Genomic DNA, 16,054 nt, shown 5'->3' on the forward strand with positions numbered 1-16,054 from the left:
ACACGTGGAAATCGTTTACGCAATCCCGTAAGACCACTATAACGTTTGCAGAGAAAAACGCATCATTCGCGTTTGTATCTGCTTTTTCCGATATTGTCGGGCGTATAAGAACGATGGCTTTGATTTCACCATTGAAAAGCGACGCCGGCCGGACGCCAGCGCCCCACGGGAGGCAGGCGACATTCGTTGGCAACACCAGACATCGTGTTCGCAAGGATTGACAACAGGCTCGTGCACGGACAGGTCGGCGCGGCTTGGGTTGGGTCCATACCCAACTGCAACCTCATCGTCGTCGCGAACGACGACGCCGCTGCAGACCCCATGCAGCAGTCGCTCATGAAGCTCACGGCGGACTCCGCGCGCGTGGGCATTAGGTTCTTCACCATTCAGAAGACGATCGACGTGATCGGCAAGGCCAGCGCCCGCCAGCACATCTTCATCGTCGCAAAGACCCCGGCGGACATGCGAAAGCTCGTGGAGGGTGGCGTCCCCATAAAGGAGGTCAACATCGGCAACATGCATGCCTCAGGGGACAAGCGCGTCTTCCACGACCAGCACGTCTACGTGGACGATCAGGACCTCGCCGACCTCAAGGCCATACAGGGCCACGGCACCAAGGTCTACATCCAGCTCATGCCCACGGGACGCAAGGTCGAGGACCTCGGTCTCTAGACAGTCGGGCGGGCATCAAGCCCACACAACCTCATAGCACGCAAGAGCATCCATCGTTTGTTGGCGCCCTTCTCCCCTGGGGAGAAGAGCTTGACATAGGGAGGAAGCATGCAACTTACCCTTGTGCAAGGCCTTCTGCTGTTCATAGTTGGCACAATATGCCAATTCGATCAGCAGACCGAGGCGTTCTACTGGTTCAGGCCCATGGTCGCCGCGTTCTTCACCGGCATCATCCTGGGCAACGTGGAGCTGGGGGTCACGTGCGGCGCCGTCACCGAGCTCGCATACCTCGGCATGACGAACGTCGGCGGGACCGTGCCTCCCGACCCGCTGTTCGCCGGCATCATGACCGTCGTTCTCGCCTACACCACCGGTCAGAGTGCCGAGACGGCGCTCGGGCTCTCGTATCCCTTCGCGCTCCTCGCCCAAGGCATCGGCATCCTCTTCAAGACGGTCTACTCCTTCGTCCCCCACAAGCTCGACAAGTACGCGGCTGAGGCTGACGTGAGGCACTTCAATAGTCTCGTCTGGGGCGTCACCATCTTCGAGGCGGTGTTCTGCGGCTTCATCATCTTCCTGTGCTCCTATGCGCTGCAGGCGCCCATCCAGGCGTTCGTGAACTCGTTCCCGACCTGGGTCACGCACGGCCTCGAGGTCGCGGGAGGCATCCTTCCCGCCGTCGGCCTCGCCATGCTGCTGCTCACCACGCTGAAGCCCGAGACCTACCCGTACCTCTTCATCGGCTTCGTCATGGCCACGTTCCTCAAGATGCCCAACGTGCTGCCCGTCGCCATCATCGGCGCGTCCCTCGCCGCGATCGACTACATGTACCAGAAGCGCTTTGACGAGCAGAAGGCTGAGGCAATCGACGACGGAGGCGACTCTGATGGCATCTAATCCCACCAACAAGAAGGGCGAGCCCCTTCAGAAGCTCAGCAAGTCCGACATCACGAGGCTCGGCATCAACTCGCTCACCGAGCAGATCGCGTTCTCGTTCGAGCGCATGCAGGCGCCTGGCTGGACCATGAACATGATTCCGGGCTTCAAGAAGATTTACGGCGACTCGAAAGAGGACCTCAAGGAGTTCATGACCTACAACATGGAGTTCATGAACACCGAGCCGCACATGGCGACGCTGCTCCAGGGCATGGTCCTCGCGATGGAGGAGAAGGGCGCGGACCGCAAGCTCATCCAGGGTGTCCGCAACGGCCTCTTCGGACCCATGGCTGGCATCGGTGACTCCATCTTCTGGTTCACCGTGCTGCCCATCACGGCCGGCATCGCCTGCTCGCTCGCAAAGTCCGGCTCCATCCTGGGCCCGCTCGTCTTCATCGGCATATACCTCGTCGTCGGCTTCTCGCGCATCTGGTTTGCACATCTCGGCTACAGCCTCGGCTCGAAGGCGGTCGAGAAGGTCGGCACGGCCACGAGATACCTCACCGGCGCCGCGGGAATCCTCGGCACCACGGTCATCGGCGCGCTCATACCCAGCTACGTCTCCATAGCGTTCCAGAAGAAGCTCGTCTTCGGCGTCGGCTCCACCACGGTGCAGTCGGTGTTCGACCAGCTCCTTCCCAACGTCCTGCCCCTTGCCGTCGTGTTCCTCATCTACTGGCTCTTCAAGAAGAAGCACGTCAACACCATCGCCGTCATCGGCTGCGTCATCCTGTTCGGCCTTCTGATGTCGCTCCTCAACTGGATGTAGCAACTGTGGCAAGACCGCAGGTCACATGTAACGTCTGATGTGGCGGGGCCCCGTGCGCGGGGCCCCGACCACGGTTCGGGGACGGCCCTGAGGCCGCCACCCCGCATGGGAGGGTCATATGGTCGGAATCATCGTCACGGGTCACGGCAACTTCGCCTCGGGAATCACGTCCGCGCTCGAGCTCATCGCCGGTCCCCAGGACGCCTACGCGGCACTGGACTTCACCTCGCTCTCTGGCACGGAGGAGCTCGAGAAGGGCATGGCCTCGGCTTTGGAATCGCTTCGCTTGAGGGAGGATGTCGACGGGGTACTCGTCCTCTGCGACCTCGTGGGAGGCACGCCGTTCAAGACGGCGGCGACGCTCGGGATCCCCCTGGGCGACGTGCGCGTCGTCGCGGGCGTGAACCTGGGTGGCCTCGTCGAGTGCGCGACGCAGCGCGACGCCGTGTCCGGCCTCGACGAGCTTGCCCAGCTCGCGAAGGATTCCATGAAGTCGTCCGTCGTGGAGTTCGAGCTCGCGCAGCCTGCCGAGGAGGACGAGGACTTCTCGGACGGAATCTAGTCGCACGAGCCGAAATGCAAGAGAGGGCCCGCAGGCTACGTCCCATCCGGGACTGCCTGCGGGCCTTAGTCCTTATTCGTGCAGCTGCCCTCATTCCCTTCGGCAGGGGCATATCTACAGCAGGGGCATGACGTCCCTGATCTTCTCGGTCTTGCTCGGTGCACAGCGCTTGTAGTCCCTCATCAGAGGGAAGTCGTCCCACCTGCCGAGGGCGTCCGTCGCGTGGTGGGCGATTATCTGGAAGAACGGCAGCAGGTAGAGCGGGGAGAGCGTCGGCTCCGCGACCTCGCCTACGCTCGCTGCGAACGTGTGGTCGTCCTTCTCGCCCGCGTCGCCGCACGTCACGAGGTACGTGTGGTCCGTGATGCACCGGCAGGCGTCGTACAGCTCGTGCGCGCGCTTGGAGCCAAGGTTCATGTCGTCCACCACGAAGACGGTGCGGCTGGGGTTAAGCTGCAGGTTCGGGCCGTGGTTGAACTCCTCGGCCTCGAAGGCGAACGAGGGGACCTTCATGGTCTCGCCAAACTTCAGGGCACCCTCGCAGGCGATGCCGTACGCCTGATCGAAGCCGATGACGTAGTTCGTCTCGATGGAGAGCATGTCCTTCAGGTGCGCGGAGAAGAAGTCCTCCGTCGCTTCCTGGACCGCCCTATGGCGTTCGGGAACGAGCTCGAGCTCGCTCACGACATTGCCATATCCCTCGTCGGAGAGCCGTCCCGTGTCGTGGGAGGCCTCGAGCGAGAAGAGCATGAGGAACAGGGCGAGCGTCGTCACACCCTTGGTTACGTAGCCCACGTACTCGACGCCCACGCCATAGTCCACGACGAGGTCCGCATGGTCACGGAAGTCGGAGTCGAGGTTGCCTGTGATGCCGATGGCCCTCCTGCCTGCGGAGCGCAGCCTGTCGAGCGCGGCCAGGGAGTTCGTTGAGCAGCCGGACTGCGAAACTACGAAGCAGAGCGTGTCGTTCCCGGGAAGGAAGTCGGAGGTCAGAAACGCGCCGGGCGTCGTGACCACTACCGGGATTCCCAGGTACTTCCGCATGAACGGCGCGGCGCACCTGCTTGCGTTCGCACTCGAGCCGCAGGCGATCACGAGCACGGAACCGTAGCCTCCCCGTTCGAGCTCGTCCACCAGCGGCGCCACGAGCTCCTTCCTACGGCCGACGTTCTTCTCGACCTGTCCGGGAGTCTCCCGCACGTAGGTCATCATCGTGACGTTCTCGATTTCCTTCTCCATTCCGTCCCCTCTCCCGTTCGCCGCGCTGCATGCGCGGCGCAAGACGATGCCAATTGTCTCTTGTGACGCGTCCCGTCTAGGAAGCGCTACCCGCGCTCGACCAGGCCCCTCAGCAGCTGCCAGACGCCAAAGAGCGCCACCGCGGCGGCCGCGACGTAGTTCGCCATGAGGGTGGGGCCCGCAAAGCCCTGCGCCTGCGCGTTCGCGACCATGAGGCAGCCGCAGGCGATGCCGCCAAGCCCGTACACCAGCCCCTGCGCAAGGCTCATGCGCCTGCGGGGGAGCGTGGCGCCGTCGTCGGGCGCAAGCTCCAGGCTTGTCAGGAAGCGGTAGTAGAAGAGATAGCTCATCACCAGGATGATCGCGGACGGTATGGCCACAAGGGCGACGTAGCTCTTCGTGAGGACCCACGCGAGCGCGCCCGCCGCCACGCCCAGCACGAAGCGCGAACGGTACATCGTGCACGTACGCTGCTGCGCGTCGTCCAGGTAGAAGCTGCGCCTGAGCCACGCGTTCCTGTAGATTGCCCTTCCGTCCTCGGACACGCCGTACGTGGCCGCCTTGCTCATCCCAATTGCCTCCCCCGTGCCGCCTTGGCACCATCTTTATATGACGTTACAGTACCATTGTGTGCCACGCGTACCGCTTACGCACAAGCCTTTTGCCACGGGTGCGCATATTTTCGCAAGCGGGAAACAACTTCCGCGCGGCATGCGGGCGCCGTTGTCCCCCAATCGTGCGACTATGGGTTATTCCATGCACGATATGCATGCGGTATCAACATTTTCAGACTGCCATGTGCCGAACAAACACCTACGTTTACCTAGAAACGAAATAAGTTAGAAACATAAGATTAGGTAGCAAAGTACCCTGTGTTGCGTCAATAGCGGCGAGAAGCGCTGCATACGTAGGCTGCACTTCTCGCATGGGCGCAATCCAAGAGGGAGGAAGCATGGTTTCCATTCGCAAGGCGGGCGGCGCGATCGTCGCGGGCCTCATGCTCACCGTGAGCCTGGGGCAGGCCGTGGCACCCACGACGGCGATGGCGGCGACGTCCGCACAGTCGCAGTCTGCCAGCCGTTCCACGGGCAAGGCCACGCTCGAGCGCACGGACGCCGCGTACGACGGCAGCTCCACGCCGATGATCTCCATGATCGAGGGCCGCGAGTTCAGGATGACCGCACCCGTGGAGGGCAAGAGCGTGGACGAGCTCGAGTCCCTCATCAAGGAGGGCAAGGTCACGCTCACGCTCAGCCGCCCGAAGGGGCAGTTCAGCAAGAAGACCTACCCCAAGCAGTGGCTTGGCGGAAAGCTGGGAGACTGGAAGACCGTCGCCACCCAGGACGGCGCCGCGGAGAGCGGAAACGGCAACACCGCCGACGAGAAGGTCCTGAAGTCGCGCGACTTCTTCTATGACGTGAGGCTGACCGCCAAGGAGGTCGACGGCACGCCGTCTGTCGTGGCCTCGTTCAAGAACCGCGAGCTCTACGAGGGAATCGACGGCATCGACGTGCGCTCGCGCGAGTTCGTGCGCTCGTCCATGTACGACTACGTGGGAACGTACACCCTCGCGTGCGACGTGGACGGCACGAAGGCCGCGTCCGCGAAGGTCGACCTCAGGCCGTACGACGCATTCCACACGCAGAGGGACGTCGACGCCCAGCTGCCCGAGCTCGCGAGGCAGGCCAAGGCAAACGGCCTCTATGCCGAGGTCCGCACGTTTGGCACGTCTGCGCAGGGCCGTCCCATGCGCGCGCTGTTCGTGGCGAAGCAGAAGTCCGACCTCGACGACTACCAGGCCCTCAAGGAGCGCATGGAGAAGGACCCGGCATCAGTGCAGGCGGACCTTGCGGCAGGGAAGCTCGACTACAAGGTGCCCGTCGTCTACAGCAACGTGCACGCCGACGAGATCGTGGCCGTCGACGCCGTGATGGAGTTCGCCCGCGACCTCGCGGCGAACAAGCCCATCGAGTACCGGCGCGCCACCAGCCTCACCGGCGAGGGCAAGGCGGAGCTGAAGACCGAGATGGACCACGACCGCACCGTGTGGAGCGACCTGGTGAAGGACGATGTCACGGGCATCGGCTACATCCGCGGCGACGGCGGCAAGGGACACGGCACCAACTACGACGGCCCCAAAACGGACAACGCGTCCTCCGACCTGAGCGAGGAGGAGTTCGCAAGGTACTACGACTCCGACACGAGGACGTTCGACCCGGCGAAGTCGCTGGACGACGTGTTCTACATCCTAGTCCCGAGCGAGAACGTGGACGCCCGCGCCGTGAACGTCCGCACCAACGGCAACGGCTTCGACCTCAACCGCGACAACACGTACCAGACCCAGCCCGAGACCCAGGCCATGAGCGGCCTCATCACGCAGTGGGACCCGATATCGCTCCACGAGGTCCACGGCTACTACCAGCAGTTCCAGGTGGAGCCCTGCTCGCCCACGCACGACCCCAACAACGAGTATGACCTGTTCATAGACACGGCGCTCGCGCAGGGCGAGGCGTTCATGGGCACCGCCATCGCAAACAACCCCACCATCAACTCCGTGCAGATGCCCATGCGCGACTACCTCAAGCTGCAGGACGACGGCACGCGCTTCTGGGAGGCGCCGTTCGACGACATGTCCACCAGCTACACGCCGCAGTACGCCATGATGCACGGCACGAACGCGTACACGGTCGAGGCGCCGTACGGCACGGCCGACGCCGTGGAGGCGCTGCGCTATGGCTTCATCGGCAACGCGGACTTCGTCGTCCAGAACAAGGACCGCATGTTCAACAACCAGCTCGAGCGCTTCCGCCGCGGCGTCCAGAACATTGACGCGGACTCCATCCGCCCGTACTACGTGAACCAGAGGGACGAGAAGGGCGCGGAGGCCGACACGTTCCGCCCCCGTGACGCCAAGGACAGCTTCGGCAGGACCAACGGCAACTTCTTCCCGGAGTACTACGTCATCCCCATGGACGCAGACCAGCAGAACAACCGCTCCGCGGCGGCCGAGACCGTCGACTTCCTCATCCACAACGGCGTCCAGGTGAGGGAGACCACCAAGGACGTGAAGGTGGGCGACAAGACGTACCCGGCCGGCACCATGGTGGTGGACATGCACCAGGCGAAGCGCAACATGGCCAACTGCGCCCTGTACCCCAACCTCGTGATCGACGACTGGACCCAGTACTCGCTCTACAGCGAGCCCGTCACGAACTTCTCGGAGTTCCGTGGGTTCGACATGGACACCGTCCGCACCGCCGGGGCGTTTGGGGCAGACGCGCTGAGGGACGTGAGGAAGGCGCCCGCACAGAAGAGCGACGTCGAGGGCAAGGGCGAGTACGCCGTGATCGACAACAACGGCCTCGACGCCGTGAGGGCCGTGAACGACCTGCTTGAGGACGGCAAGTCCGTCGGGCTCGTGAGCGAGGGCAAGGACGAGGGCGACTACGTGGTGGCCGCGGCCGACCTCGAGGGTGCCGCAAGGGACCACGTGTTGGACGTGAAGAAGGTGAAGTCCGCGCCCAAGGCGCAACGCATCAGCGGCACGATCAAGGCGTACGTGCCAAAGGCGTACGAGAAGTTCCAGAAGGACGCGGCGGGCAACAAGGTCGGCATGGCCGACTACGAGAACCGCGCGAACACCAACGGCAACTGGGACGACTTCGCGCTCGCGAAGCAGATGGGCTTCGAGCTCACGGACGACCTGGACGAGGCGACCATCATCGTGGGCAGCCAGTACCCGGTGAACGCGAAGGCCGTGGCCGCGAAGGTGAAGTCCGGCACGCCGTACGTTGCCTACACGGCCGACGCGCTGCAGTTCGTGAAGGACTACAAGCTCGCGGGCAACATGTCGTTCACGCCGAGCGACGGCGACTGGCTGGGCTACGACGCCCTTGGAACCGTCGAGTTCCCGAAGGACGACATCATCACCGCGACGTACAAGAACGAGGGCGACTACCTCATGTACGGCTACGGCGGCGGCTACATCAAGAAGGCGCCCAAGGGCTCGAAGGTCCTGGTCAAGACTACGGACGACCCCCTGGTGGAAGGCTTCATGCCCAGCGACTACATAAAGGAGTACCAGGGCAAGATCCAGGCCGTCGACTACCAGAGGGACGGGCGCAGCATCGCGCTCTTCGCGAACACGCTCACCAACAAGGCGCACCAGCAGGACGACTACCGCTACCTCACGGCGGCCGTCTACTCAAAGCAGCTTGACGGCGACTTCGCCGCGTCCGGCGCGCGGCAGGGCGTGAGCCCCGCGGCCGTCGTCGTGGGAGTGCTCGTCGTCGCGGGCGTCGCGTACCTCGTGGTGCGCAGCCGCAGGCAGAAGGGCGACGCAGGCGAGAAGAGCCAGGACTAGCCTCGCCCGAGTCTAGCCTGGGGCCAGATCCGGGCTTGCCCCAGCCCCAGGCCAAAGAGAGGCCCGGGTCCCGCGTGACGTTGCGCGTGGGACCCGGGCTCTTCTCGCCTGAGGGCGGGCGGTATGACTGCCGCGTCGCACCTGCGTCGTCGTGGTGCAGGGCGCCTAGCCGTGGTAGTAGGTGCCGCGCTCGAACTTGGGCTCGCAGCACACGTTGATGCCAAGCTTCTTGTACACGGACTCGTCGGTGCGCGAGATGATGACCGAGAAGTACGCCGTGCAGCCCTTGAGCGCGCTCGTGGCCGCGATTACCTGCTCTGCCAGCGGGTTCGTCGCGGAGCTGATGGAAAGCGCTATGAGCGTCTCGTCCGAGTGCAGGCGGTGGTTCCGGCTGAGCAGGTGCTCGGTCTTCAGGCGGCCGATGGGTGCCAGGGCCTCGTCCGAGACGACGGAGACCTCGTCCGGCACGCCGGCCACGCGTTTGAGCGCGTTCAGCAGAAGCGAGGACGCCGCGCCCAGCAGCCGGGACGTCTTGCCGGTGATTACGGAGCCGTCGGGCAGCACCATCGCGCCGGCGGGGAGCCCGGTGACCTCCTCCTTCACGAGCGCCGCCGCGTGCGCGGGGTTGTAATTCTCGTCCACGCCGACCTCCTTCATGAGAAGGGCGATGCGCGCGAGCTCCGCCTCGCCCTGGCCCGTGCGCTCCAGGCGCTCGGCCTCCCAGAAGTAGCGACGCACGATCTCGTTTCGCGCCGCCTCTTGGCACACGTCGTCGTCGCAGATGCAGTTACCCACCATGTTGACGCCCATGTCGGTGGGGGAGAGGTACGGGCTCTTGCCCATGATCTTCTCCATGATCGCCTTGAGCACGGGGAAGGTCTCGACGTCGCGGTTGTAGTTGACGGTCACCTTGCCGTAGGCGTCCAGGTGGTACGGGTCGATGATGTTGCTGTCGTCCAGGTCCGCGGTCGCGGCCTCGTACGCCACGTTCACGGGGTGCTTCAGGGGCAGGTTCCACACGGGGAACGTCTCGAACTTGGCGTAGCCGGCGTCGACGCCGCGCTCGTGCTCGTTGTACAGCTGCGAGAGGCATACGGCGAGCTTGCCGGAGCCGGGGCCAGGCGCCGTGACGACCACGAGGGGCTTGGTGGTCTTGACGTACTCGTTCTTGCCGAAGCCGTCGCCGGAAACGATGAGGTTCACGTTCGTGGGGTAGCCCGCGATGGAGTAGTGGCGGTACACCGCGATGCCCATCTGCTCAAGTCGCGCCTGGTAGGCCTCCGCCTTGGGCTGTCCGGAGTAGCGCGTGATCACGACGCCGCCGATGGCGAGGCCCATGCCGCGGAACACGTCCATCAGGCGCAGGACGTCGTCACCGTAGCTGATGCCTATGTCGCCCCGGCGCTTGCCCTGCTCGATGTCGTTCGCGTTCAGGGCGAACACGACCTCCGCGTCGTCTGCCAGCTGCCTGAGCATGCGCGCCTTCGAGTCCGGCTCGAATCCGGGGAGAACGCGGCTCGCGTGGTAGTCGTCGAACAGCTTGCCGCCGAACTCCAGGTAGAGCTTGCCGCCGAACTGCGCGATGCGCTCGCGGATGCGTGCCGCCTGCGTGTCGATGTACTTCTGGTTGTCAAAGCCCGTCTGCATGGGTGCGTCCTTCGTCTTGGGGTGCGCCTGGTGCGCCGAGTGTGATGCGGCCGCCCCTAGCCTACACCATGGGCGCATGAAGCACATTGCGAAGGGACCGTGCCGGGCGCTTGTGGGCACCGGCGCTCGCGTGGGCGCGCGATCTTGCCGCTTGCGGGCGAACTTGTGCCGTTCACGCAAAGGACCATCTATCCGTATGCATTTCCCCGCGGTTGGGTAATACTTGCAGTGAAAAGAAAAAGCCGCGCGGAAACCTATCGGCGGCCGGACGAGGAGGTGATGCCAGTGAACAGCGAAGAGTGTTTTACCGGGTCCTTCGCGAACGGCATCGCGCGTCCCGTCTTAGCCTAGCGGCCGGCACCATCAGCCAACGTCAGCGGATCGGATTCGCACAGTCCTAACAGAGACAGACGGCAGAACCGGTCGTTCGCGAAAGAGACCAGAACGCCACCCGATGAGGCGTTGCGAGTCACCGCAGGTTCCCTAGCACGAAGGCATTGCCTAGCGGGGCGTGCCCGAGCCAAGGGGGAGAGTCCAAAGTACCAGCAAGAGTAGTTACCCCTCGGGAGGACGGCCGCAAGGCCGTCCTCCTTTTTGCGTGCGTGCGGCTCCCGTGGGTGCCGTCCACCGCGCCCGCTCCCGCGCGCATGGAACGTCGCGGGTTCGGGGCGGGTGCGTGCCCGCAGCCCGAGCGCCGCCGCACACACCCGGGCCGACCTTGCGGAATCGTGCGAACTCACACACGGTGCGTACCCGCGGCACTGGCGTTCCCGCACACACCAGGGGCGACCTTGCGGAATCGTGCAAGCTCGGGCCGGGTGTGTTGCGCCCCGGGGGCCGCCGTGGCAGGAACCCCGCGGTGTGTGACGCCGTGATGGTTAAACGAGTTATGGCTCGTGCATCCTACCTGCGATCATGTGGAATCGAACCAAACGCGGGCGTAGCACACCCGGGGGATTCTCGCATCTCGCGAAGCACACCCGCGACTTCGTGGCACGGGGCCCCGCTTTCTGCAACACACCGGGGGCGAGATTGCGGGTTCGCGCAAACTGGGGCCGGGTGCGTACCCGCGGCGCCGGCGCCCCCGCACACACCCGCCACGACCTTGCAGGATCCCGGGAACTGAGGCCGGGTGTGTACCCACGCTCCCGGCCCCCCGCACACACGAGCCCCGAGTTTGCACGGATCCGTAAACTGACTGCAGGTGCGTGACCATGTGCCACGAACGCGGGCGCTCGCCTTGGTCGAGTTGCCGAAGGGCTCCCCTTTGCCAACCCGAGGGTGAGCGCATGGATTCAGCTATCTGTTCACCACATGGGCAGTCATTAGAACATTGATAGAGCTGGCAGTTGATGGTAACCTATCGACCTTTGTGGGGCCATTCTGCCTGCGGAAAAGTTCGTACCGCTCGGGCAGTTAGTCGTACCGCTCTGAATTAATATGCGTCAATATGTTAGGGAAGTTCGGTTCCACTCTGCAGGACGAATTTTCCATGCAATAGATGACATGAGAGAAGCTGCGAGGCTATGGATATCGATACGAACGAGAGGCCCGAAATCACCTATCGGCCGTTTACCGAGGCGGATTTCGACGCGGTCGCAAAGGTCTGCGCGCGCACGTGGGCGTCTGACGTCGAGGGCGTGTACGACCGCATAACGTTCGGAAGGGTCCTGACGGCGGGCTCGCTCAAGCGATCGCAGTTCTCGTTTGTGGCCCAGCAGGGCATCAAGGTCGTCGGAGCCTGCTTCGGAGGCTTCACGAAGAACGGCGCCATCATCGTGAACGAGCAGTGGGACCAGCGCTTCAAGGAGCTCATGGTGCCGGCGCGCAAGCGAGCGAAGATCGGCGGTCCGTCCGTGGAGGAGCTGCTGTTCAGCCGCCTGCGCATGTACACCACGGCTGACGTGTTCATTTCCCGTGGGTACAGCAACGCCGACGCGGAGCTCAACCTCTGCGTCGTGGATCCCTCTGCGCGCGGCCAGGGAATCGGGTCTGCCATGCTGGAGGAGGCGGTCATGCGCTTCTGCGAGCACGGAGCCCGCGGGTTCTTCACGATGCTCACGAAGAACTCGGACTGCCAGTTCTCTGAGCGTGCGGGCCTCAAGCTAATCCAGGAGAAGCGCGGTGTGTACGGGGACCCGAACGCAGGCGTGATCTACCTGTACGGCAGACGCCTGTAGCCGCGCGCCGCGGCTACGGGCGTCGCTGGGGCCAAAGTCGCCGCCACCCGTGCCGGCGGGTCGCGACCACCGTCGCCGCGTCCTTCTCGCCCGCGGTGGTATGCTGTCTCGGCACACAAGCCGCGCGAAGCGGCAGGCCCTGACACTACCCAGACGGTGATAGAACATGATGCACATAGCCCACGCCATCCTGCACGCCTTCGACTTCGAGTCGGGCAGCACGTCCTTCTCGCAGCGCGAGCTTGACCTGGATACGCGCGCCGTGAAGTCGTACGTGCAGCGCCACATGCGCAAGATCAGCTCGAGCGCGGAGAACAGGCACGGCGAGTTCTCTGCGGAGAGCGGGTTCGCGGACGCGCTGCACGGCTACGCGCAGGGGCAGATCGGCTTCACGGAGATCTCGCAGCAGGTGGCGCAGTACCTGTGGGAGGAGCTCAGGCGCTGCGACGACCTGGAGGAGTGCGACCTCTTGGTGTGCGACTTCACGGACACGCAGGACATGAAGGCCCGGGCGGACGCGGCCGGCGACGGCGAGGTGGCGCAGGCGTTTGCCGATGCGGCCGAGCAGGCGGACGTCGAGGACCTGAGCCGGCGCTACTTTGCGGCGGTGCTGCTGCCCAGGAAGCAGGCGTTCGTCCACGACCTGGGTGCGGACGCGACGGGCGCGCCGCTGAACCAGATCCTTCGGCAGGACTCCACGCTGCCGAGCCCCACGCAGAAGGTGGACAGCTACGTGCTGGTTGACCTGGGCGACTTCTCAATCGACTTCCACGACAAGGTGCGCACCGTGGGCACGCAGGAGCGTCAGATCATCCCGGAGGGGCTGCTGCAGTGCTCCGTGCAGGCCTCGAGCCGCGAGGTGGTGGAGGCGGTCGAGAAGATCGTGGCGGACGTGGCCGAGGAGGCCGGCGTGAACGTGACGGAGGCCGTGGCCCACGCGAAGGCCGTGGTGCAGTCGAGCGCGGAGGTGGACGAGGCGTTTGCTCCCGAGGAGGTGGGCCGGCGCGTGTTCGAGGACGAGCCGGAGCTCCAGGAGCGCTACGAGCGCGTGACGCGCGAGAAGGAGCTGCCGGAGGAGGTGCCCGTGAAGCGCGGCGTCGCGAACCGGCTGGCGAAGAACCACAAGATAAAGACCGATACCGGCATAGAGATCACGTTTCCCTCGCAGTACGCCGCGGACTCGAACTACATCGAGTTCACGACGGACTCGGAGGGCTTCGTGTCCATCCTCATCAAGAACGTGGGAAAGATAGAGAACAAGTAGCCGCCGCGGCACGTGGCGGCGCCGGGGCTTCCGGCACGACGAGAGCGGGAGAAAACCATGGTCGACCTGTTGGTGCTGGTGAGGCATGGCAAGGCGGAGCCGAAGGGACCCGAGGGCGACCTTGCCCGCGAGCTGACGCCGGACGGCGTGGCGGCGCTGGAGGAGGCCTACCCGCGCATATTCGCGACGCTCGAGCCGGTGGGCGAGCTGGAGCTGTGGTCGAGCCCGGCGGCGCGCGCGGAGCGCACGGCCGAGGTGGCGGCGGACGCGCTGGGCGTGGACCCCATGGACATAGTGCCGCACGACAGCCTGTACGAGCAGGATGAGGACGGCTTCCTGAGCGAGCTTTCGTGCGTGGACGGCAGCACGGTGGTCGCCGTGGGGCACGTGCCGTTCATGCGGAACATGGTGGAGCGCCTGTGCGGCGAGGACGTGCCGTTCGGCAAGGGCACCGTCGCCGCGATCGACTTCCCGACGGGAAGGCTGGCGGCGGGCCAGGCGCGCCTGCTGTGGCTGCGCGAGGCGTGAGGGACGCTTGGCGTAAGGGACGCTTGGCGTGAGGGCCGCTAGGCCCCTGCCGTCCCGGCATCCGGCGCGCCGAGGGCCTCGTTCATGGAGCCGGAGCGAAAGCCCGCGAGGTCGCAGCTGACGTAAAGGAAGCCCAGCTCGCGAAGGCGTGCCGCTACCTGGGTGCGCACGGGGTCCGCGCACAGGCGCGCGATGTCCGCCGCGGGCACCTCGATTCGCGCGAGCTGGCCGTCCGCGCCGTGCACGCGCACGCGGAGCTGGCCAAAGCCCAGGGAGTGGAGAAACGCCTCCGCCTTGGCCGTGCGCTCCAGCTTCTGGGCGGTGATCTTCTCGCCGTACGCGAAGCGGGAGGACAGGCATGCGGCGCTGGGCTTGTCCCAGGTGGGGAGGCCCATCTGGCGCGAGAGCTCGCGGATCTCCGCCTTGGCGAGGTGGGCGTGGCGCAGCGGGCTCTTTATGCCGAGCTCGCCGAGGGCGCGCAGCCCCGGCCGGTAGTCGCCGAGGTCGTCCTCGTTGGAGCCCTCTGCCACGAAGCGCAGGTCGTGGGCCGCCGCGACGAGCTTGAGCTCCGAGAAGAGCGCGTGCTTACACGTGTAGCAGCGGTTGGGGTGGTTGTCCGCGAAGCCGGGCACCTTGAGCTCGTCGAAGTCGATTGCCGCGTGCGGGATGCCGCGCGTGCGGCAGAGCTCCTGCGCCTCGAGGAAGTCCGCCTGGCCCATGCCGCGGATGTGCGCCGTGAGCGCGAGCATGCGGTCGCCGAGCACGTCGTGCGCGACCGTCGCGAGGAACGTCGAGTCGACCCCGCCGGAGTACGCGACGGCGACGCTGCCGAGCTCGCGCAGGTACGCGCGGAGGTCGCCGAGCTTGCGCGCAAGGTCCTGCTGACGGTCCTCTGGCTGTTCCAAATCCATCCCCATCCCCCTGTTTCTTGCGTCTAGCTGCAGCTGCGACGCGGTTTGTGCGATTGTATCGCGCCTGTCTTGCGCGCGGGCGCGCGTAGCGGGAATTTAACCGTTTTGCGTGGTCCGCACGACGCGCCCGGGCGCGTAGAATCGGTGCACCCGGGGGAGGGAGGAGAGCCGATGGTGCGTTTGGGACTGGGCGCGTGCGGGGCGTGGGCGCTTGCGGGTGCGGCGGGCGGCGCGCTTGTGGGGACGTGGGCGCTTGACGCCGCGTGGGACGGGCGCGGGCGCAGCGCGGACGCGGGCCGTGCGCGCCCGGGACGCGCACTGCGCGTGGGCATGGCGCTTGCGGGGGCCCTTGCGCTGGGGGCGCAGGCATGGGTGCTTGCGGGCGGCGGCGCGCCGGGCACGTGCGGCGTCGCACGCCGCGCCGGGGCGCCAGAGGCCGTGGGGACGATGGCGCTGTGCGGCTGCCTCGTGGCGCTCTCCGCGTTCGACCTGGTGCAGATGAGGATCCCGAACGGCGTGCTTGCCGTGGCTGCCGCCACGCGGGTGGCATGCATGGTGTGGGAGGGGGCAGCCGGTGGGGCCGTCCCCGCCGAGGTGGCTCTCCCGATCATGGGACGGGTGCTTTGCGCGGCGGGAGTGCTGGCGGCGGCCATGCTCTTCTCGCTTGCGGCGGCCCGAGCGCTGGGGCCGGGCTGCGTCGGCGGCGGGGACGTGAAGCTCGCCGCGGTGGCGGCGCTGTACCTGGGGCCCGCGCAGATGGCGCTCATGCTCGCGCTTGCGAGCGTGCTGGGGCTGGCGTTTGGGCTTGTGTGGACGCGGCGCGCCCGTCGACGCGGCGCACAGACGCGAGGCGGGCCCCGCGGGACGCGTGAGGACGCGTTTCCGTGGGGCCCGGCGCTGGCGGCATCGTGCTGGGTGGCGCTCGTGCTGGGAGAGGGCGGCGCCGGCGCGCTTCTGGGCGCGGTCTAGCAGCCGGCGCCGCG

The 16,054-nt window shown here is 65.7% G+C and carries 13 protein-coding genes; 9 read left to right on the forward strand and 4 right to left on the reverse strand.

From position 1 onward, the window contains the following. Positions 1-186: 186 nt before the first annotated feature. The 4 genes from agaB to HF885_RS02545 all read left to right on the forward strand — a co-directional run bounded on the left by agaB (position 187) and on the right by HF885_RS02545 (position 2,939). Positions 187-672 carry a PTS galactosamine transporter subunit IIB gene (gene agaB, locus HF885_RS02530; protein ID WP_170103401.1) on the forward strand — a complete coding sequence of 162 codons (486 nt, stop codon included), beginning with the start codon at positions 187-189 and terminating at the stop codon, positions 670-672. A 108-nt stretch (positions 673-780) separates the two neighbouring features. Next, the gene (locus tag HF885_RS02535) at positions 781-1,569 is read left to right on the forward strand and encodes a PTS mannose/fructose/sorbose/N-acetylgalactosamine transporter subunit IIC (RefSeq protein WP_170103402.1); all 789 of its coding nucleotides are present in this window, start codon (positions 781-783) and stop codon (positions 1,567-1,569) included. Continuing rightward, positions 1,559-2,377, forward strand: coding sequence for a PTS system mannose/fructose/sorbose family transporter subunit IID (locus HF885_RS02540; RefSeq protein WP_170103403.1), 819 nt, complete (start codon positions 1,559-1,561; stop codon positions 2,375-2,377). The genes HF885_RS02535 and HF885_RS02540 overlap by 11 nt, the downstream gene beginning before the upstream one ends. 118 nt (positions 2,378-2,495) lie before the next feature. After that, positions 2,496-2,939: a PTS fructose transporter subunit IIA gene (locus tag HF885_RS02545; protein ID WP_170103404.1), complete on the forward strand. Its 444-nt coding sequence runs from the start codon at positions 2,496-2,498 to the stop codon at positions 2,937-2,939. Positions 2,940-3,053: 114 nt separating this feature from the next. Here HF885_RS02545 and HF885_RS02550 read toward each other — a convergent pair whose 3' ends face one another. Then, on the reverse strand, positions 3,054-4,178 hold the full coding sequence (locus HF885_RS02550) for an SIS domain-containing protein (protein ID WP_170103405.1): 1,125 nt from the start codon (positions 4,176-4,178) through the stop codon (positions 3,054-3,056). A gap of 86 nt (positions 4,179-4,264) precedes the next feature. Next, entirely contained in the window at positions 4,265-4,747 is a 483-nt protein-coding gene (locus tag HF885_RS02555; protein WP_170103406.1) for a hypothetical protein, read from the reverse strand. A 383-nt stretch (positions 4,748-5,130) separates the two neighbouring features. Between HF885_RS02555 and HF885_RS02560 the strand changes: the two genes are divergently transcribed. Then, entirely contained in the window at positions 5,131-8,541 is a 3,411-nt protein-coding gene (locus tag HF885_RS02560) for a M14 family metallopeptidase (RefSeq protein WP_170103407.1), read from the forward strand. A gap of 165 nt (positions 8,542-8,706) precedes the next feature. Here HF885_RS02560 and HF885_RS02565 read toward each other — a convergent pair whose 3' ends face one another. Then, on the reverse strand, positions 8,707-10,188 hold the full coding sequence (locus HF885_RS02565) for a DUF1846 domain-containing protein (protein WP_170103408.1): 1,482 nt from the start codon (positions 10,186-10,188) through the stop codon (positions 8,707-8,709). Between the two features lie 1,526 nt (positions 10,189-11,714). On the opposite strand from HF885_RS02565, the gene HF885_RS02570 reads away from it, so the two are divergent. The 3 genes from HF885_RS02570 (at position 11,715) to HF885_RS02580 (ending at position 14,160) form a co-directional block, all read left to right on the forward strand. Next, positions 11,715-12,368: a GNAT family N-acetyltransferase gene (locus HF885_RS02570; RefSeq protein ID WP_170103409.1), complete on the forward strand. Its 654-nt coding sequence runs from the start codon at positions 11,715-11,717 to the stop codon at positions 12,366-12,368. 166 nt (positions 12,369-12,534) lie between these two features. Beyond that, entirely contained in the window at positions 12,535-13,632 is a 1,098-nt protein-coding gene (locus HF885_RS02575) for a nucleoid-associated protein (RefSeq protein ID WP_170103410.1), read from the forward strand. A gap of 57 nt (positions 13,633-13,689) precedes the next feature. Next, the gene (locus HF885_RS02580; RefSeq protein ID WP_170103411.1) at positions 13,690-14,160 is read left to right on the forward strand and encodes a SixA phosphatase family protein; all 471 of its coding nucleotides are present in this window, start codon (positions 13,690-13,692) and stop codon (positions 14,158-14,160) included. 38 nt (positions 14,161-14,198) lie between these two features. On the opposite strand, the gene larE is transcribed toward HF885_RS02580, so the two are convergent. Beyond that, the gene (larE, locus tag HF885_RS02585) at positions 14,199-15,071 is read right to left on the reverse strand and encodes an ATP-dependent sacrificial sulfur transferase LarE (protein ID WP_170103412.1); all 873 of its coding nucleotides are present in this window, start codon (positions 15,069-15,071) and stop codon (positions 14,199-14,201) included. Between the two features lie 171 nt (positions 15,072-15,242). Here larE and HF885_RS02590 point away from each other — a divergent pair, with 171 nt between their 5' ends. Further along, entirely contained in the window at positions 15,243-16,040 is a 798-nt protein-coding gene (locus HF885_RS02590; protein ID WP_170103413.1) for an A24 family peptidase, read from the forward strand. Positions 16,041-16,054: the final 14 nt, after the last annotated feature.

This window comes from Parafannyhessea umbonata (genome assembly GCF_012844235.1).
Classification (GTDB): domain Bacteria; phylum Actinomycetota; class Coriobacteriia; order Coriobacteriales; family Atopobiaceae; genus Parafannyhessea.